Genomic DNA, 17,827 nt, shown 5'->3' with positions numbered 1-17,827 from the left:
GCCGACTTACCTCTGGCGCAACGCACGCCCTCCCCCGACCATGGCCTCCTGAAGCGTGGACCACTTCGGGGGAAGGCCACCGCATGAGCACGGACGACCCGGGCACGCCGGGCAAAAAGCCTCCACCGCAACGCCCTTGGGCCCGAGGGAACCCCGGCCCCGGTGGCCCTCCCCGCCCGCCGCACCCACCCGGCCCCGCCGGCTTCGGAGGCGGGCCGCCTCCCACCGGCAGCGAGATGCCCGCCCCGGTCAGCAGTCTGCGCGTTCTCATGATGGTCGTCGGCGGACTCCAGGCGATCCTCGGCCTGGCCCTGGTGACCAACAGCGTCGCCATTGATCCTGCCCATGCGCTCAGGTTCTGTCAGTCTCCCTTGATACAACTGCGTACATAAGTGTCGCGACGAGGGGGACTCGGCTATGGCCAGCCATGCTTCAGAGGGAGCGGCGCCCGTCGCCGGTCTGTACGAGACTCTGATCACCCGACGCCTCGAAGAACAGATGAAGCAGCTCAGCGCCGCTGGTTGGCACGCGATCGACGGCACTGTGGGCATCGAGTCGACGCCACATGTTCTGTCACGCCATATCGCCAGCACCGTGCGGCAAGTGCTTCAAGGCCTCAAACCGGCGGAACAAGTCGTGGCCGCCAATCACATCCTTGAATCTCTCAACACCATTGAAGGTGCTGCTGAGTGGGCCGATGCGGTCATCGACGGGCCGCGACAGCTTCTCGCCGTCGCAGAACAGGAAGCACCAGGCGTCTACGCCATCCGGCCCGCTACGCCTCTCTCAGAGACTGCCCTCATCACCAATTCCCCTGAAGATCCGAGCCTGGGCTTCGAGATTCGAAGGGAACTGGCAACAGCTGACCGTGTGGACCTACTCTGCGCGTTCGTTAAGTGGCACGGCCTGCGAGTGCTCGAAGAATCGCTGACATCCGCCCGGGAACGCGGCGTCCCCATCAGGGTTCTCACGACCACGTACATCGGTGCCACCGAGCGTCGCGCGCTCGACCGGCTCGTTCGCGAATTCGGCGCCGAGGTGAAGGTGAACTACGAGCTTCGCTCGACTCGCCTGCACGCCAAGGCGTGGCTCTTTCGCCGGGACAGTGGGTTCGACACCGCGTACGTCGGCAGTTCCAACCTCTCGAAGGCCGCGCTCCTCGATGGTCTCGAATGGAACGTACGGCTCTCGTCGATCGCCACCCCGTCGGTCCTGCGCAAGTTCGAGGCGACCTTCGACGCCTACTGGAGCGAGCGCTCCTTCGAGTCGTACGACCCCGACAGCGACGCGCAACGATTGGATGAGGCTCTCTCTCACGCTGGCGGCCCGGCCGGCCAGCAAGGCCGCAACGTCATCACGCTCTCCGGGCTGGAGGTGCGTCCATACCCCCACCAGCGCGACATGCTGGAACGCCTTGAGGTCGAGCGCACCGTTCACGAGCGGAAACACAATCTACTCGTCGCCGCCACGGGCACGGGCAAGACGGTGATGGCGGCGCTGGACTACAAGCACTTGAGAAAGAAGCTTGGTCGGGACCTACGTCTGCTCTTCGTGGCCCATCGGAAGGAGATCCTCGAACAATCCTTGCGTGTTTACCAGAACGTGCTGGTCGATGCGAACTTCGGTGAGCTCTTCTTCGGCGGTGAGGTGCCCGAGGACTGGAACCACGTCTTCGCAAGCGTTCAGTCACTCAACGTGCGCGCCCTGGAGCGCCTGGCTCCCGATCACTTCGATGTCATCGTGATCGATGAGTTCCATCACGGCACTTCGTTGACCTACCGGCGGCTTGTGGAGCACTTCACCCCGCAGGAACTACTGGGTCTCACTGCCACGCCAGAACGTATGGATGGGCTGAACATCCAGGATGAGTTCTTTGACGGCCGAATCGCAGCCGAGATGCGGCTCTGGGAGGCCCTTGAGAACGAGCTGCTAAGTCCGTTCCACTACTTCGGCGTCACCGACAACACTGACCTGCGCCCCCTCGCCTGGAAGCGAGGGGCATACGACACGAGTTCTCTCAGCAACCTCTTCACAGGTAACGATGCCCGGGCCAGGCTCGTCGTCAAAGCTGTTCAGGACAAGGTCACCGACCCCGGAACAATGCGGGCACTGGGCTTCTGCGTCTCGGTGACACACGCTCAGTTCATGGCCGACTACTTCAGACGCGCTGGCCTTAGCGCCGTCGCACTCTCAGGCGAGACACCGAAGCCGGAGCGCAAGGCAGCTCTCGACGATCTCCGCTCTGGAACGCTCCAAGTCATCTTCTCCGTCGACCTGTTGAACGAAGGACTCGACATCCCCGATGTCGACACCCTCCTCCTTCTGAGACCCACCTCAAGTGCCACTGTCTTTCTTCAGCAACTGGGACGTGGCCTTCGCCGTACCGACAGCAAGGCAGTGCTCACCGTCCTCGACTTCATCGGCCAACACCGCAAGGAGTTTCGATTCGAGGAGCAGTTCCGCGCCCTGACCAACCTGACACGTAACCGACTCCTCACCAACATCGAGGATGACTTTCCGCAGCTGCCCTCTGGCTGCCAGATCATCCTTGAAACGAAGGCCAAGGCCCTCATCCTCGACAACATCCGCAACCAGATCGGCGTCAACGTCACTCAACTCGCTCGCGAGGTTGCTACCTACGCGGAGCCCCGGCTCGCGGACTACCTCAGGGAGAGCGGCCGAGAACTCAAAGAGCTCTACCGAGGCAATGGAAATTCTTGGACAGGGCTTCTCCGCCGCGCCAAGCTCCTGGAACCGACGGCGCCCAGCGGTGAGGCAGCGCTCCTGAAGCGGGTACCGGCGTTTCTTCACGTCGACGATCCGACACGCGTCGCGGCGTACACCAAGTTGCTCAGCGATGACGCACCGCCGTACGACCAACTGAGCGGCCAGGAGCAGGCATACGCCCGCATGTTGTTCTTCTCGCTCTGGCCGTTGGGGGGAGAATTCACAAGTTATCAAGAGGGCTTCGATACTCTGCGCACTCAGCGTGCATTCCGAGACGAGGTCCGACAGGTTCTGGCTCACGTCCTCGACCTGGCCGCCCATCTGCCACTCCCACTACTAGGCGCACATAGCGACCTGCCCTTGGCGGTTCACGCCTCATACAGCCGTGAGGAGATCCTTCCTGCACTGGGGCAATCCACTGTGGACGGCTTCATGCCCGGACACTTCCGTGAAGGCGTGAAGTGGTGCGAAGAAATCCAAACAGATGCCCTTCTCATTACCCTAGAGAAGGATGAGAAGGATTTCTCCCCCGAAACCCGGTACAAAGACTACGCACTGAACGAGTCCGATTTCCATTGGGAGTCACAAAACCAGACATCGGAAACGTCCCCAACAGGCCTCCGCTATCAGACGCACCGAGAGAAGAACACTCACGTACTCCTCTTCGTCAGACGCTACAAGAAGACGGACATCGGAGGCCCCCAGCCCTGGATGCTGCTCGGACCGGCCGACTACGTCACCCACAAGGGGAGTAAGCCCATGGCAATTACATGGAAGCTGCACCACGAGATGACAGCAGACGTCTGGACGTACTCAGCAATCGCCGCAGGGTAGAGCTGCACCGAGAGCCCCTGCGACCGGTCCGCCCACCGACTGCGGTGGTGACGCAGACACGCAGGGTCTATTTCATGCTCGGGTAGCAACAGCGCCCTAAACACGTGCCTTGACGGGCCAGATGACTCACGCGACCTCCTCCGCCTCCGACTCGACTTCGAAGAGGAGTTGCGCACGGTCAAGCGCCTCGTCAGCGTCGAAGCCATGCGCCCTTAGCCAGAGTAGAAGGTCAGCGATCAGGCCGGTGGCTGCCTCCGCGGCTTCCTTCACGCTCAGCCGCCTCGGCTGCGAGCGCCCGAGGCGCTCCCCCAACCCACAGAGACCCAAAAGCGCTTCCGCCTTTGCCACCTGTTCACTCGCGACATGACCGTCGGCCGATTGCAGATCAGTGGTTAGCTCACACCAAGTGGTCTTGGAAACGCCACGGACGATCACACCCCACCGGGCAGCCACTCCATCCACCAGGGCCATGCCGCGCCCCCACTCCTCCAAGCCAGCAGGCCTGACGAGCGTCGGAAGCCGATGCCCGTCGGGGTCGCTCACCTCAATACGCAAGTGACTGCCGTTCATACTCACCGCCAGACAGGCCGACACCCCCACACCCACGTGCTTGATCACGTTGCTCGTGAGCTCAGTTACGCAGATCTGAGCCGCGTGAACCAGCGAGGGGAGCCCCCAGAGCCCCAACTGAAGCCGCACCACCCGACGTAGGCCAGCAAGCTCGCACTCCTCCGCCAAGAACGGAAGCTCCCACCGCTTCCGCTCGACACCAAATCGGCACCCAGTCATACCCATCACCCTTCCCAAGCCTTGGCGGTCACTACGTGCTCCCGCCTCGTCTCATAAGGTGACAGTGGAACTCTCAAAATGGAACTCTCACCACGATCTTTCGGGAGTGCACAACCTCGACGCGCGCCCCCGTCGTGCGCCACCTTGCTCGCACGGCTCGGCGCCATGCACCCTCTCGGAGACCGACTTGAAGGGCCGAAGACATGCCAGTTGGACCGACTACCCGCAGGCGTCAGCTGGGAGCAGACTTGCGCCGCCTCCGTGACGCAAAGGGCCTCACCTTGGAGGAGGCGGGTGCCCGCGTGGGTATCTCCAAGGCCACGCTGAGTCGATACGAGACGAAGGAAGGAACGGTCAAGTGGCCTGCCGTGGACGCTCTTTGCCGGGAGTACGGAGCGTCTGACCAGGAACGAGAATCGCTGGTCGATCTGGCCAAAGGAGCTCGCATCCAAGGCTGGTGGCGGTCGCTGGCCGACCCAATCCCCGAATCCATGAACCTCATGCTCACCCTCGAAGACGAGGTGGTGAGTGAGGGTCACTACGCCTGCATGTACGTTCCAGGGCTACTTCAAACTCGCGCGTACGCCGAGGCAGTTCACCGAGCGTCAGAGATGAGATGTACCGACCAAGAGATCAATCACATGGTCGACATCCGAATGAAGCGTCAGGAGCTCCTCGCGCGTGATGAGCCACCACACCTCTGGGCAGTGATCGACGAAGCAGTCATCCGACGGATGGTCGGGGGGCGATCCATCATGCGTGAACAGTTGCAGCACCTGATCGCAGCATCGGCCCAGCCCAACATCACGGTGCAGATACTGCCGTTCGAAGCGGGGGCCCATGCAGCGGCCGTGGGCAGCTTCGTCATCCTGGGTGGGTCGGCACCTGAACTCGATGTGGTCTACGTGGACATCATCGGTGGCGGGCTGTTCATGGAGAAGCCGCGGGAACTCGAACGCTATAAGTTGGCGTTCGAGTACTTGCGCGCGCAGGCGCTGGATCTCCAGTCCTCTACCGCGCTCCTGAACCAGGTTTGCGAGGAGCTGTGATGGATCACGAGGACACCCAGTGGTTCAAGTCGTCATACAGCGGGGGCAGCGGGACTGAATGCATTGAAGCGGCCTTCACCTCCGTCGGCGCATCTGTGCGCGACAGCAAGCGGCCGAGCAGCGGCCGATTCCACGTCGGCCCAGCAGCTTGGGCGGACTTCGTCGGATCGGTACGGGCAGGCGAGATTCGCTGACTGAGAGCTGCCGTTGCCGAGCAGACGCAGCCCCATAACCTCCCTGCCTTCCTATAGGAACGAGGACGCGGACGCTCACCCCGGCGCCCGCACCCCCACAAGGCTCGCACCGTGCGCGTACACCAGCCTGTTGTCCGAGAGGAAGAACGGCGGCCCACTCGTCGTTCGTCGCCAGGCGGTCCTGCCGTAGACGTCGACGGCGATGATCTCGCCCCGCCGGCCCCTCCCGGGGACGTACCAGGCGCCCTGGCCCATGTCCTGTGCGGTGGGGGTGAGTTCGGCGGGGCGGTGCAGGGAGGTGTCCGACGGGGTGGGATCGGGACCCGGATGGGGATTCGGGTCGCGGTACGTGCCGTCCGCACGGTAGGCGAGGATGCTGCTCCTGCGGGCGACCGGGTATTCGCCCGGCTTCAGGCGCAGCGGGAACGTGCCGTGGTACTCGTCCCCGATCAAGGCGCCCGCCGCATCCGGCAGGGTCAGGCGGTAGCTCATGAGGAGCGGGATCGACGGGTCCCTGCGGCAGCCTTCGCGGACGGCCGCCTGGGGCTGGTCCCAGGTGAAGGTGTGCTGCCAGGCCGGGGCGGGGGACTCGGTCGTGACGTCGTACGCCGCTGCCCGGGCCTGGCAGCCGGGGCCGTGCGGGGTGGTCAGTACGAGGGTGCGGTAGAGGGTGGGGATCACCTGGGCGATGTCGCCTCGGGGCAGTTCTACGGGCCAGGCGTGGAGCCGGTCCTCACCGCGCCGGAGCGTCATGAGCCGGCCGTCGGCGACGAAGACCAGCGGACTGCACTTCCGGCCGAGGTCCGCACTTCCCCATGCCCCGGCCCCCTCCTGGTTGCAGGGGGCGGCGAAGACCGCCGGGCCGCGGGTTCGGTGCTTCCACAGGATCCTGCCGGTGGTGGCGTCCCAGGCGGTCAGCGTGCAGGCGGCCCCGGGCAGGCACGTGGCGGCCACCGCCTGGTGGATGATTCCCGGTGTCGACGCGACGGTGACGAGCCGGAGTTGCCCCGGCGGGCGGGCCGGGGGCGCGGCCAGTCTCGTGAAGCGGCCGGTGACGGGGTCGAGTGTTGCCATGCCGGGCATCCGGCCGGACGCCGCCGCGCCCACGAGTGTCAGCGGGCCTCCGGTGGGGGTGGCGACCGCGTGTGTTCCACCCGGGCGGCCGGTGAGCGCGAACTGATCCGGCAGCGTCGTACGCCAGAGAACCTTCCCGTCCTCGTCGAACCTCGCCGCCACCGTCCCCTGCCCGATGATCCCCATGCGGCGGTTCACCAGAGCCCAACCGCCCGAGGCATCCGTCGGTACGGGCAGCGGCACCCGGAACGCGGCCTCGGGATCCTGGTCCGCCCCGATGCGCGGCGGCGACGGCGCGAAGCAGCCGGTGAGCAGCGGTAGAAGGATCAGAAGACCGAGCAGTCTGCGCATGAGAACCCCCCGCACCAGCCTGCACAGGTGCGTCTCTCGTGGGGAGCACGAATGACGACCGGTTCGGTCACGGAACGGAGAGCCCGCAAGCCGGGGCACCGAGCCGGCCGTCGCGCGAGCGCCCGTACCAGAGACACCGGCGCATCATCACGAAATATCGATACCAGCTACACACCATCCTCACAAAGTCTTAAGATCTCACCGTCCTGGCGCTCCTGGTGACTCTCACCTCGGGCGTCGGCGCGCATCCACGACACGACACGACGCGGCGCAGCAGGCGCAGTCGTGGGGCGGCAGCAACGATCGAGAACAAGAAGCAGGGGGCGGCATGTCTCTTCGGGATGCACCGAGGTCTTCGATATCCAACGGTGCCCAGGGCATGAAGTGGGGAAGGAAGAAGCCCCGACGGGCCTACGGAGCCCTGGTGGTCGGGCTCATGGCCCTCTCCGTCGGCATCTCGGCGTGCTCCGCCGGGGACCAGGACGCCGCTTCGGCCGCGGCTTCGGCGAGCACATCGACGGTGCCGTCCGCCACGGCTTCGGCCTCCCCCTCGGCCACGGTCTCCACGTCCCCGCCCGCCACCGCCTCGACGTCCCCCTCCGCGACGCCCTCGAAGAAGCCGGTCGTCCTGGAGGCGGTCGGCAACTACACGGGGTGGAACCTCCGGAAGGCCGTGGCCGACGCCCGCGGACACCACGTCAAGTCCGTGTCGTACACGGACGCGAGCGAGCTTCGGCGTTCCGTGGTGAGCACATCGAACTGGAAGGTGTGCTCGCAGAGTTCGTCCTCCGGCAGCTACAGCACCACCACCAGGCTCGCCTTCAAGATCGTGGGCGTCAACGAGTCGTGCGCGCACCCGCCGCGCTCCTCTTCCAGCGGTACGTCCGGCAGCAGCGGCGGGTCGTCCTCGCCCGGCGGCAGCGGCAGCAGTGGCGGCAGCAGCGGTGGGTCCGGCTCGGGTGGGGGTACCTCGGCGGGTGGTGGCTCCGGCAGTACGCAGGTGTGCAGCATCCGGTCCAACGCCGGTAACTGCTACCACGCCGGGCAGTTCTGCCGGAAGGCCGATGTCGGGGCGACGACCACGGACGCCGCCGGGCGAAAGATCACCTGCGGCTATCAGGCCAGTGCGAACCGGTGGCACTACTGAGGCGAGGCGCGCGCGCAATCCGCGGATCGCTCACCGCACCGACGGCCGCCGGTGCGCCGCCCAGCATGCGACTGCGGAGATGCCCGGCGGTCACATGCCGATGAAGCTCACCGTCTCCGTCATGTCCGCCCGCCCGGTACGCAGCCGTGGCACGTCCACCTTCTCGAATCCCACGGAGACACCGCAGAACAGTACGAGGCCGTCGTCGGCTCCGACCGTCTCGCCGACGGTCCTGCGGTACATGGTCCACATCACCTGGGGGCAGCTGTGCAGGCCTTCCGCCCTCAACAGCAGCATGACCGTCTGTACGTACATCCCCGCGTCGGCCCACTGCCCGGGGCCCATCGACTCGTCGACGTAGCAGAACAGGACGACCGGCGCCCCGAATGCCTGCGCGTTCAAGGTGGCGATCCGCCGAGGTCTGCCGGGGTCGTCGCGCTCGATTCCCAGAGCCTCGTACCGCTGGGCGGCCGCGGCGGAGAACCGGTCCGCGTACGGGGGCTTCAGTTCGGCCGGGTACATCGGATACTCCCGGTCGTCACCCGGGTCACCCGCCACCGCCCGGGCCGTCGCGCGCCTCTTCAGCTCGGCCAGGGGCTCACCGGCCACGACGTACATCCGCCACGGCTGGAGGTTCCCGCTCGACGGGGACCGCGTTGCCGCGGTCAGCACTCGTTCCAGCGCCTCCCTGGACACCGGTTCATTGCTGAACGCCCGCACGGCTCTGCGGCTGTCCACGGCCTCATACACGTCCACGGCTTCGGATCCTCCCTACGGTTGCTCCAGGTCCAGGTTCGACGAGTGTCGCTGCGTCTCCCCCGGCCAAGGCAACCAGGGTGCGGCCGGGAACTCCCCTCCGGTCAGGCGGGGTTGTCCCGGAGCCATCGGAGTACCTGCCGCGCGTGCTCGTTCGGCGGGAAGACCGGATAGAAGACGTGCTCGATGACGCCGTCGCGCACGACGAGCGTGATGCGCTTGTACAGGGACACCCCGCCCGCCTCGAACGTGGGCAGGCCCAGCGTCGTGGACAGGCGGAACGCGGTGTCGGAGAGCATCGGGAACGGGAGGCGCAGCCGGTCCACCACCTCCTGCTGGTAGGCCGTTCCCTGGCTGGACAGGCCGTAGACACGGGTCGCGCCGGCGGCCACGAGGTCGTCGTGGTGGTCCCGGAAGTCGCAGGCCTCGCCGGTGCATCCCCGTGCTCCGGGGATGCTGTTCCAGCCCTCGGGGAGGTCTGTGTCGGGGCGTCCGGTGAGTGGGTAGCAGTAGATGACCGACCGGCCCTCGCCCAGCGTGTGCAGCGCGACGGTGCCGCCTGTGGTGTCGGGCAGCTCGGTCTCCGGTACGGCCCGGCCCGGGAGGTGCGCGGCCGCCCCGTCGTCCTCGGGGACCGGCAGGTCCGCGGGGAGTCGGATCAGATGTGCGTTCGCGTCGATCGCGGTGGTCCCTTCGGTGTCCGGTCCGTCGGCGGGGCCGACTGCCTTCTTGTTCTCTTCGGTGTCCGGTCCGTCGGCGGGGTCGCTCGCGCTGTCCCCTTCCGTGTCCGCTCCCCCGGTTCGGCTGTTGCGATGGGCCGCCTCGTGGAGGTGACGGGCCAGTACGGAACGGCGGGCGGTGAGTTCCTCGATCCGCTCGGTCAGGTCGTCGATGGCCTCGCGGTAGCCGGCCAGCGAGGACGGGCAGTCGTCCACGTGCTCCCGGCCGCCGGCCAGGCATTCCAGGAACGGACGGGTTCGCTCGACCGGAATCCCCAGGCGGTTCAGCTCCCGGGCCTCCCGCACCAGCCTGGCCTCGTGCTCGGAGTAGTCCCGGTAGCCGTTGGCGAGCCGGGCAGGCGCGATCAGGCCCAGCGACTCGTAGTAGCGAACCGTCTTCGTCGTCACACCCGCGCGCCGCGCGACAGCACTGATCCTCATCGTGCGACGAACGTAAACCCTGCCCTCGGGGGCAACGTCAAGGGCCTGCCGGGCGAGGTCCCCGGGCCCCCGGAACCTGCGCGGCTTCCCCGCCCGCGGCCGGAACCACGCGGGCAGCCGGCGGCGTCCGTCCAGGGACTCGTACGATCACCGACACGCTTCCAGAGGATCTCGCCTCCATGACCGGAACAGCCACCCGCTACCTCTATCTCACGCGACACGGTGAGGCCTCACCGGACGAGAGTGAGCTGACGGAGAGCGGCCGACGACAAGCGGCTCTGCTGGGGCAGCGGCTCCGGGGCTGCCCGCTCTCGGCCATCCACCACGGTCCCCTTCCCCGGGCCGCGCAGACCGCTCAGCTGATCGGTGAGCAGCTCGACGGCGTTCCCCTTCAGGTGTCCGCACCCGCCGGGGACTACCTTCCGTACCTGCCCCAACGGGCCGAGCTGCCTCCGGAGTCGGCCGACGCCATGGTCGCCCGCCTGGCCCAGTTCCCGGCCCAGGAGCGCGAACAGGGGCCGGAGCTGGCCCGGGAGGCGCTCGTCCGGTTCACGGGGGCGGTGGACGGGGATGCGCCGCGCCATGAACTGCTCGTCACCCACAACTTCCTCACCGGCTGGCTCCTCCGGGATGCCCTCGACGCTCCGAAATGGCGGTGGATGGGCCTCTACCACGCCAACGCCGCACTGACCGTGATCCGGTACGAGCCCGGCCGGCCCGCCGCCGTACTCCTCTACAACGACACCGGGCATCTGCCCGTGGAGCTGCGCTCGGACTGCTTTCCGGACGACCTTCACATCTGAGGGGGCGTGGACCCCGGAACGACTGCGGTCCGCCCCCGGGATCGGGGGCGGACCGTACGGTCAGTGCCTCACTTCGTGGCAGGCCCGGGCCGCCAGGACTCGCGTCGTGGACCGGCCCGGGCCGTCAGAGGGCCTCGCCTAGCGCGCGGCGTGGCCGAACTCGTCGCCGGCTGCGGGCAGGCCGCCGGTGCCGGGCTGGTACGTGGTCACCGCGCCGTCGGTGCCGCCGGGGATGACGTTGCCGATCGGCAGGGCGTACAGCGAACCGTAGGTGCTGGGTCCGTAGGGCAGACCGGCGTAGAGGTGGGTGCCGGTGAAGTGGATGCTCTCGCCCAGACGCTGGCCCGCCTTGGAGGTGCCGGGTATGCCGTCGCCGTCTCCGGCCTCGATCCACAGGTCGTTGTCACCGGCCGAGCCCAGCATCGAGAAGGTGTGGATCGCACCGGACTGGGTCTCCGTGCCGATGGCCTCGCCCGGGGTTCCGACGGCGACCAGCAGGGTGGAGGTGGTGGCCACCGCGCGCGGCGCGGTGTTGATCGCGGTCAGGCTCTCGCCCATCCGGTCGCCGGCCTCCGAGGTACCCGAGACCGTGTCGTCCGCTTCGCCCTGACGCAGTTCGCGCAGGTAGGTCCAGGTGCTGTCGGCGTTGATACGCACCAGGACCGCTCGTCCGGCGCCCGCCTTCGCGGCGCCGGCGACCGTGGTGGTCTCGCCCGGCGAACCGATGGCCAGCATCGAGGTGTTGGCGCCCGCGGAGGCGGAGGCGCGGTACGCGGTCATGGCCAGGGCGGCACCGAACTCGTCGCCCGTCTCGGCGGCTCCGGTCACCCCGCCGCTTCCCTGGACGACGCCGCCGATGCTGGTGGGCCGGCCGTCCGCGTCCAGCGTGTGGCTGAACAGGGCGACCTGGCCGGCGTCGGCACTGGCGTCGAGGTCCTCGCCGGGTGCGCCGATGGCGAAGTAGTTCCCGTCACCGGCGACGGCGGCGCCGAACCGGTCGCCCGCCTCGGGCGCTCCGGGCACTGCGACGGGCAGGTCCTGGTGGAGGGAGCGGCTGGTGTCGCCGTAGACGTAGAAGGCCATTCCGGCCGCGGCCCCGCTGCCGACGGACTCGCTCCGCACCCCCGATGCCGAAGGGCCGACGGACTCGCCCGGCAGACCGATGAGGATCCACGGACGGCCCTCGGCCGTGGTGCCGGCCGCGAGGGCCTTGCCCATGCTGTCGCCGGCCTCGGAGGTCGAGACGGAGATCGCGCCGGTGCCCGCACCCTGTTCGAGGCCCTTGTGCTTCACCGCGCCGGTGCCCAGGCCGCTGGGGCCGCCGAAGAGTATGTCGACCATGCCCGCGTTCGCGGCGCCGTTCAGCGCTTCGCCCGGGGACCCGACCACCAGGTCGGTGTAACCGTCCTGGTTGTAGTCGACGGTGGCCAGGGTCTCGCCGAAGCCGTCGTTCGCCTCGGCCGCGCCGCCCACCCAGTCCAGGTCCTGGTCGATCTGGGCGATGCCCTTGCCGCCGCCGTACACCATCCGGACGAGGCCGGCTCCGGCCTTGCCGCCCACGGTCGCCTTGGCGTCGGCGACGGCGATGTCCTCGACGCCGTCCCCGTTGAAGTCGGTGATCGCGGGGGCGCCGACCTTGGAGTCGATCCAGGACTTCAGGTCGTCGACCCGGGCGGTGACGCCCGCGGTGCTGGTCTGGGTCTCGTCGGTGCCGAAGCAGCCGCCCTGGAAGGACTGGCTGTTCAGGGCCACCAGCTGGGCCGCGGCGCCGGTACCCCGGAGAACCGGGCCGCCGGAGTCGCCCATGCACGCGGCGGCGTCCTTGCCGGTGACGGCCGCCGTGGTGGCGGCGGCCGAGTCCACGGTGTAGGTGCCGGTGTGCAGCTTCAGCGGCGCCCACTCGTCCTTGCTGCGGCCGTATCCCGCGAACTTCAGCTCCTCGCCCGCAGCCGGGGCGGTGGTCGCCAGGGGGGCCGGGGCGACGTCGGTGACGGGCCGGTCGAGCCGGGCCAGGACGACGTCACGGTCGGCACGCGGCACCAGTTCGACGATCTTGCGCTGGGCACCGGAGGTGGAGGTGAGGTCGGTGCGGCCGATCGTCGCGGTCACGTTCGACGCCGGGACCCCGGGGGTCACGGAGAGGCTCTGCGCCGGGTCGGCGGCGAAGCAGCTCGCGGCGGTGAGAAGCCATTCGGAGTCGACCAGGACACCGGAGCAGCCACGGTCGTTCGTGCCGACGACGATCTGCGCGGTGTAGGCGTGGGTGGTGTCGGAGGCCTCAGAGGCAGGTCCGGTGACGGCGGCGGCGGGTACGGCGCAGAGCGCGAGCGGCGCGGCCACGAGGGAGGCGGCCGCGGCGAGGACGCGGGAGCGTCTGGTAAGGCGCATGGGTTTCAGGGTTCCTTGCTGAACGTGGACGAGGGATCTGCGGTGCTGAACAGGGCTGTTGCGGGACCCTGAGCGCGGCTACTTGGCCGTCCGGATCTCGACGAGCATGTGCTCCCGGCCTTCGTCGTCCACGGACTCGCCCACCGGGGTGAAGGTGTTCTTGATGATGTCGAAGCTCTTCTCCTCGTCACCGACGGTCATGTCGACGGTGGTGGAGTAGTCGTTGCCCTTGAACGAGTAGACGGCGGGGATCTCCAGGCTCAGCCAGCCCTCGTTGCCGACGACCTTGAAGCAGATCCTGGCGCCGTTGTGGCGGGCCAGGAGCTCGAGCTGCCCGGTGCCGGCCACACAGTCGGCAAGCGTGATGTGCCCGTCGCCGCGCTTCAGGACGATGTTCTTCTCCGCCAGGATCTTGTCGGCCTGCGGGTAGTCGTAGTCCTCGACGGCGTAGCCCGGGGCTCCGTCCGCGACCAGCTTGGAGGGCGACTCCTGGGCGGGCGACCCAAGGACGCCGGTGGTCATCGCGAGGATCGCGAGAGCGCCGGTCGCCACGGTGCCGAGAATCCTTACCGCGAGCCGATTTCTCCGCTGCCGCATGGTCATTGTTCCGTGTCTCCTCATTGCATTCCTCAGTTCGAAAAACGGGATCACAGGCATACGAAACAGACCCCGCATCCGAGGGCTGCTCATTCAATTCGCCTCGGGACAGCTCGCCCGACCTCGTGGCAAAGGGTCATGACGATGCGTCACTGAGGCGACCCCGTCATGCCAACACGGAGAGAAGGTTCAGTCCAAAATCGCGTTCCACTCAAAAACGGGCAATGCTCGCGCACACAGTGTGATCTTCGCCATCATTTGAAAAGGTTGTATCGGTAGTTGTGAGGGACACGTAAACATTCGCGCCGCAATCGCGCTGACTTATCCAGATACCGTCACGTAAATGCCTCCATGAAGGCCCAGTTGCCTTGCCTGAATAAGCAACTCGGCTTTTATGGCCGCGCGTTGATAGGGTCACCGGAATCCAGTGACTGCCCCGCCGCATTCCGTGGCGAGCCCTGCCCGCAAGATTGCGAGGGGCCTCACTCCACCGCCTTTGCGAGGAATTCCCCTATGCAGACGACATTTTGGAGCAGACGCCGCGTGCTCGGCGCGCTCGCCGCCGTGACCGCCGTCGCGGCCACCCCTTCGATCCTGATACCGGCCACCGCCACCGCCGCCGAAGGCACCACGCCCGAGCCGGTGCCGCTGCCCGACACCGACCGCGCCAGGGTCGTCAACGCGTGGCTGACCGGCGGCAAGAGCGTCAAGGCCGCCGCCGTCGAGGCCCTCTACGGGAGCGACGCCGGCATCCAGACCTTCCTCGCCGAGACGCTGCCGAAGCAGACCGTGGAGGACAACCGGGTCGCGATCGTCCGCAGCCTGGACCGTGCGGGCAAGGGTCTGCGCCGGGAGGCCGTCGCCGCCCTGGACAACGGCGACACCGCGATAGCCGCCTTCCTCAAGGACGGCTTCGGCCCCGCCATCGTCGAGGACCTGCAGGTCGCCACCAGCATCGTCGCGGCCACCGGCGGCAAGGCGGTGGTGCGCGAGGCCAACGCCGCCCTGACTGCCGGCACCGCGTCGCAACTCACCGCGTTCCTCGCCGACCAGCAGTACGACGCGCGCCTGGAGGACACCCTGGTCCAGGTCAGCGCCATGATGGTGAACAGTGGTCCGGAGGTGCAGAAGTACGCGGACCGCGCGCTCAGCGGCACCGCGGCCGATGCCGAGTGGTTCATGGAGACCGGCCAGCACATCGCGCGCGCCCGCGACCAGGAGTCGGCGACCATCGAGGAACTGGTGGCCGTCGTCGAGCGCGAGGGCAAGCGCGCCGAGCGCGAGACCAACCTGGCCGTGGAGGCGGGGGCCCGCGCAGAGACCGCCGCCGCGAAGGCCAAGGAAGCCGCGGAGAAGGCCGCCGCCGAGGCGTCCGCCGCCCAGAGCGATGTGCGGAAATCGGCAGCCGCGGCCCGCAAGGCGGCGAGCGCGGCGAAGGGTGCGGCGGACGCCGCACGCAACGCGATCAACGCCTCCAACGCCGCGGTGCAGGCGTCCCGCCGCGCCTCCTGGGCAGCCGTCGGCGCCGCACAGGCCGCCTCGAAGGCCGGCAGCGCCGCGTCCCGCGCCTACAACGCCGCGATCGCCGCCTCCAAGGACGCCGGTAAGACGGCGGCCGCCAAGAACGCTGCCGTCGCCGCCAAGAACGCCGCAGGCAAGGCCCGTTCGGCTGCCGCCGCCGCCCTGAAGGCCGCCCTCGCCGGCGACGCGTGCAAGGCGGCCGGCAACTCCGCCGCCTCCGCCGCGCGCAACTCGGCCGCCGCCGCCACCGCCGCCGCCCAGGCCGCCGTCGCGGCCGGTGCCTCCAAGGCGGAGGCCGACGAGGCCAAGCGCCAGGCCGCCATCGCCACCAGCGCCGCCAACCGCGCCAGCAACGCTGCCTCCACCGCCCAGGCCCTGGCGACCACCGCCGCGGCCGCGGCCCGCGCCGCGTCCGTCGCCGCCAACTCCGCCGCCGACCACGCCGAGAAGGCGGCAGCCGCCGCCGACGAGGCCGTCCTCAACGCGGGCAAGGCCATCGACTACGCCAACAAGTCGACCGCCCACGCCGCGGAGGCCGTGAAGGCCGCCAACGTCGCCACCAAGGCCATCACCGACGCCCTGGAAGTGGAGAAGAACGCCCGCGCCGCCGAGGCCCAGACCCTGCTGCAGGACAAGCAGCAGGCCATCGAGGAGGCTCAGCAGCTCGCCGCCATCGAGCAGAACGAGCTGTCCGACGTCCGCGACAAGCGGCTCATGGCGGAGCGCACCAGCCAGGAGACCAAGGACGTCATAGCCAACGCCGAAACGGCCCTGTACTCCGGCGACATGACACTCGCCGCGACCCTGGGCCGGCAGGCGGCGATCGCCCTGATCGACGCCCGCGGCGCCTACACCCGCCAAGCGGCCCAGCACGCCCTCGCCGGTTCCGACGACGACGTCTTCGCCTGGATCGACCTCGACCGGGCCCTCGCCCAGGGGCAGGACGACCGCGAGACCACCCTCCACGTGGCGACGATCGGCGCACCCATGGTCGCCGCGGCCGCCGCGGCCGCGCTGGAGAGCAACGACTCTCTCGCCGTCGGGGACTTCCTCACCAGCGGCATGAAGCGCGCCTCGGACGAGGAACTGAGCGTCGCGATCAACAAGATCCTCGGTGAGGGCGCGGGCAAGGCCGTCACGAAGGCCGCCAACGACGCACTGGAGGACAACACCACCGAGTCCCTCAACTACTTCTTCGACACCGCCTACCCCATAGCGGTCAAGGAGGACGACGGGGTCCGCACCAACGAACTCATCGCCACCGGAGGCGCGTTCACCAAGGCCTACGGCGAGGTCGCGCTGGAGGGCCCGGCCTGGATGCTGCGCAACTTCATCACCGTGATCCAGTACCGCACGGCGCAGCTCGACCACGACACCGCCACCCACGTCGCCGCGGTCCGCGGAGCCATCGCCGCGGCCGCGAAGATCGCGGAGAAGGCGCAGGAGGACGCGGCCCTCGCCTCGAAGGCCGCCGCCGACGCCCGTAACGCCGCCGACGAGGCCCAGGAGTGGGCGCAGAAGGCCCTCGACTCCGCCGCCAAGGCCGACGACTACGCCCAGGAGGCGCGGGACAACGCGAACGCCGCCGACAAGTCGGCCGCCGACGCCCAGTCCTCCGCCACCACGGCGAAGAACGCCGCCGCCACCGCCCACGGCGCAGCGCGCTCCGCCAACTACTCGGCGAACAAGGCCGTCGACTCGGCACGCGCCGCCCTCGCCTCCTCCGCCGAGGCCCAGCGGTCGGCCGCCGCCGCCCGCGCCTCCGAGCTCGCGGCCGGCGCCGACGCGAAGGCCGCCGCCGCCGCGTACTCCCAGGCCAAGCAGATCGTCGCCGACAAGAAGCGGGCCGAGGTCATCGCCAGGGCCAAGGCGGCCGCCCTCGCGGCCGAGGAACAGCGCAACAAGCACCAGAACCCGGCCGACAACGACAAGAACAACCAGGTCAACCCCAACGGCACTGCGGGCGGCGACTCCGACGAGTGGTGGAACGACGCCCAGTTCTACGCCGACGCCGCCAACATGATCAGCGTCGGCGCCGGATTCCTGGCCGCCGGCTGCGCCCTCGCCGCCTTCGTCTTCCCGCCGGCCCTCGCGGCGGCCGGCTTCTTCGCCGGCGTCTCCGCGGGCGCGGGCGCCCTGGGCACCCTCTTCACGGGCATCGAGCACGGCTTCACCAGCGGCGCCTTCTGGGAGTCCGCCGTCGGAACCGGCCTGAGCCTGGTCTCCTTCGGCGCCTACAAGTGGGTCGGCGCCGCCGACAAGGCGCTCGGCGGCGGTCTCGTCAAGCCCATCGTCGGCAAGATCACCGACACCGGCGAGGACCTGGTCTCCGGCATCACCAAGGGCCTCAGCGACATCTGGGGCCTGGCGGCCTGATCCCCTCCCGCCCAGGGGGCGCCGCAGTCATGCGGCGCCCCCTTCCCTTCCCTCCCTCCTT

At 68.4% G+C, this 17,827-nt stretch carries 12 protein-coding genes; 6 read left to right on the top strand and 6 right to left on the bottom strand.

Annotated features, from left to right (window positions below):
• Positions 1-417 precede the first annotated feature (417 nt).
• Entirely contained in the window at positions 418-3,561 is a 3,144-nt protein-coding gene (locus OG521_25205) for a DUF3427 domain-containing protein (protein ID WUW23888.1), read from the top strand.
• 126 nt (positions 3,562-3,687) lie between these two features.
• Here the strand turns inward: OG521_25205 and OG521_25200 are convergent, their stop codons facing one another.
• Positions 3,688-4,350 carry an ATP-binding protein gene (locus OG521_25200; protein WUW23887.1) on the bottom strand — a complete coding sequence of 221 codons (663 nt, stop codon included), beginning with the start codon at positions 4,348-4,350 and terminating at the stop codon, positions 3,688-3,690.
• Positions 4,351-4,553: 203 nt separating this feature from the next.
• Here OG521_25200 and OG521_25195 point away from each other — a divergent pair, with 203 nt between their 5' ends.
• Positions 4,554-5,399: a helix-turn-helix domain-containing protein gene (locus tag OG521_25195; GenBank protein WUW23886.1), complete on the top strand. Its 846-nt coding sequence runs from the start codon at positions 4,554-4,556 to the stop codon at positions 5,397-5,399.
• A complete protein-coding gene (locus OG521_25190; protein WUW23885.1) occupies positions 5,399-5,593 on the top strand; it encodes a DUF397 domain-containing protein in 195 nt (64 codons plus the stop codon). The genes OG521_25195 and OG521_25190 overlap by 1 nt, the downstream gene beginning before the upstream one ends.
• A gap of 75 nt (positions 5,594-5,668) precedes the next feature.
• On the opposite strand, the gene OG521_25185 is transcribed toward OG521_25190, so the two are convergent.
• A complete protein-coding gene (locus tag OG521_25185) occupies positions 5,669-7,018 on the bottom strand; it encodes a hypothetical protein (GenBank protein ID WUW23884.1) in 1,350 nt (449 codons plus the stop codon).
• A 379-nt stretch (positions 7,019-7,397) separates the two neighbouring features.
• Here OG521_25185 and OG521_25180 point away from each other — a divergent pair, with 379 nt between their 5' ends.
• Entirely contained in the window at positions 7,398-8,165 is a 768-nt protein-coding gene (locus OG521_25180) for a hypothetical protein (GenBank protein WUW23883.1), read from the top strand.
• Positions 8,166-8,255: 90 nt separating this feature from the next.
• On the opposite strand, the gene OG521_25175 is transcribed toward OG521_25180, so the two are convergent.
• Both OG521_25175 and OG521_25170 read right to left on the bottom strand, forming a co-directional pair.
• Positions 8,256-8,921 (bottom strand): nitroreductase, encoded by a 666-nt coding sequence (locus OG521_25175; GenBank protein WUW23882.1) that lies wholly within the window; start codon positions 8,919-8,921, stop codon positions 8,256-8,258.
• Positions 8,922-9,025: 104 nt separating this feature from the next.
• Positions 9,026-10,081 carry a redoxin family protein gene (locus tag OG521_25170; GenBank protein WUW23881.1) on the bottom strand — a complete coding sequence of 352 codons (1,056 nt, stop codon included), beginning with the start codon at positions 10,079-10,081 and terminating at the stop codon, positions 9,026-9,028.
• 179 nt (positions 10,082-10,260) lie between these two features.
• Here OG521_25170 and OG521_25165 point away from each other — a divergent pair, with 179 nt between their 5' ends.
• Entirely contained in the window at positions 10,261-10,884 is a 624-nt protein-coding gene (locus OG521_25165; protein ID WUW23880.1) for a histidine phosphatase family protein, read from the top strand.
• Between the two features lie 138 nt (positions 10,885-11,022).
• Here the strand turns inward: OG521_25165 and OG521_25160 are convergent, their stop codons facing one another.
• Together OG521_25160 and OG521_25155 are read right to left on the bottom strand one after the other, a co-directional pair.
• A complete protein-coding gene (locus tag OG521_25160; protein ID WUW23879.1) occupies positions 11,023-13,272 on the bottom strand; it encodes a trypsin-like serine protease in 2,250 nt (749 codons plus the stop codon).
• Positions 13,273-13,350: 78 nt separating this feature from the next.
• Positions 13,351-13,794, bottom strand: coding sequence for a hypothetical protein (locus OG521_25155; GenBank protein ID WUW26792.1), 444 nt, complete (start codon positions 13,792-13,794; stop codon positions 13,351-13,353).
• Positions 13,795-14,382: 588 nt separating this feature from the next.
• On the opposite strand from OG521_25155, the gene OG521_25150 reads away from it, so the two are divergent.
• The gene (locus OG521_25150; protein ID WUW23878.1) at positions 14,383-17,766 is read left to right on the top strand and encodes an ALF repeat-containing protein; all 3,384 of its coding nucleotides are present in this window, start codon (positions 14,383-14,385) and stop codon (positions 17,764-17,766) included.
• Positions 17,767-17,827: the final 61 nt, after the last annotated feature.

It is taken from the genome of Streptomyces sp. NBC_01463 (genome assembly GCA_036227345.1).
In the GTDB taxonomy this organism is placed as follows: domain Bacteria; phylum Actinomycetota; class Actinomycetes; order Streptomycetales; family Streptomycetaceae; genus Streptomyces.
Note: the sequence above shows the minus strand (reverse complement) of the source record. Positions and strands in the feature narration are given on the sequence as shown.

What these genes read in the sequence shown, in the direction of transcription:
- OG521_25205 (WUW23888.1), top strand. Translation starts at nt 418, where the DNA reads ATGGCCAGCCATGCTTCAGAGGGAGCGGCGCCCGTCGCCGGTCTGTAC.
- OG521_25200 (WUW23887.1), bottom strand. Translation starts at nt 4,350, where the DNA reads ATGACTGGGTGCCGATTTGGTGTCGAGCGGAAGCGGTGGGAGCTTCCG.
- OG521_25195 (WUW23886.1), top strand. Translation starts at nt 4,554, where the DNA reads ATGCCAGTTGGACCGACTACCCGCAGGCGTCAGCTGGGAGCAGACTTG.
- OG521_25190 (WUW23885.1), top strand. Translation starts at nt 5,399, where the DNA reads ATGGATCACGAGGACACCCAGTGGTTCAAGTCGTCATACAGCGGGGGC.
- OG521_25185 (WUW23884.1), bottom strand. Translation starts at nt 7,018, where the DNA reads ATGCGCAGACTGCTCGGTCTTCTGATCCTTCTACCGCTGCTCACCGGC.
- OG521_25180 (WUW23883.1), top strand. Translation starts at nt 7,398, where the DNA reads ATGAAGTGGGGAAGGAAGAAGCCCCGACGGGCCTACGGAGCCCTGGTG.
- OG521_25170 (WUW23881.1), bottom strand. Translation starts at nt 10,081, where the DNA reads ATGAGGATCAGTGCTGTCGCGCGGCGCGCGGGTGTGACGACGAAGACG.
- OG521_25165 (WUW23880.1), top strand. Translation starts at nt 10,261, where the DNA reads ATGACCGGAACAGCCACCCGCTACCTCTATCTCACGCGACACGGTGAG.
- OG521_25160 (WUW23879.1), bottom strand. Translation starts at nt 13,272, where the DNA reads ATGCGCCTTACCAGACGCTCCCGCGTCCTCGCCGCGGCCGCCTCCCTC.
- OG521_25155 (WUW26792.1), bottom strand. Translation starts at nt 13,794, where the DNA reads ATGACCACCGGCGTCCTTGGGTCGCCCGCCCAGGAGTCGCCCTCCAAG.
- OG521_25150 (WUW23878.1), top strand. Translation starts at nt 14,383, where the DNA reads ATGCAGACGACATTTTGGAGCAGACGCCGCGTGCTCGGCGCGCTCGCC.